Source organism: Paraburkholderia sp. JHI2823 (genome assembly GCF_038900695.1).
Taxonomy (GTDB): Bacteria; Pseudomonadota; Gammaproteobacteria; order Burkholderiales; family Burkholderiaceae; genus Paraburkholderia; species Paraburkholderia mimosarum.
On record NZ_JAYMRY010000239.1, the window covers coordinates 1 to 465 of the forward strand.

1 protein-coding gene is annotated in these 465 nt (G+C 63.7%); it reads right to left on the reverse strand.

Translation table 11 applies throughout. The annotated features are described in order from the left end of the window. On the reverse strand, positions 1 to 465 hold a 465-nt coding region (locus VSR34_RS38485), incomplete at both ends, for an HAD hydrolase-like protein (RefSeq protein ID WP_342965243.1).

Here is a 465-nt window from a genome sequence, read left to right on the forward strand (position 1 = left end):
GATCATAACTGTGCGCGCCGTATCCTGACCCAATTCGCGGGTGAGTTCGTGCAGCATGGCGGGATGCGGTTTCGAGAAGGTTTCGTCAGCGCAGCGCGTGCCGTCGAACAGGCTGGTCAGGCGTGCCTGATCGAGCGCGCGATTGAGCCCAACGCGGCTCTTGCCAGTCGCGACCGCGAGCAGATAGCCGACGTCGCGCAACTCCTGAAGCATCTCGCGCACGCCGGGAAACAGCTCGGTGGTCTGGTCTTTTACCAGAAAATGAAAGCGGTAACGCTCAGAAAGCCGCGGATAGTCGGCTGGAGCGAGCGTCGGCGCGGCAATCTGCAGAGCGTCGCGCAGGCCGAGGCCGATCACGTAGCTCGCCGCTTCGTCGGCGGGAACCGGCAGGCCGAGGTCGCGGCAAGCAGCCTGGATGCTACGCGTGATATGCGCGGTCGAATCCATTAGCGTGCCATCCCAGTC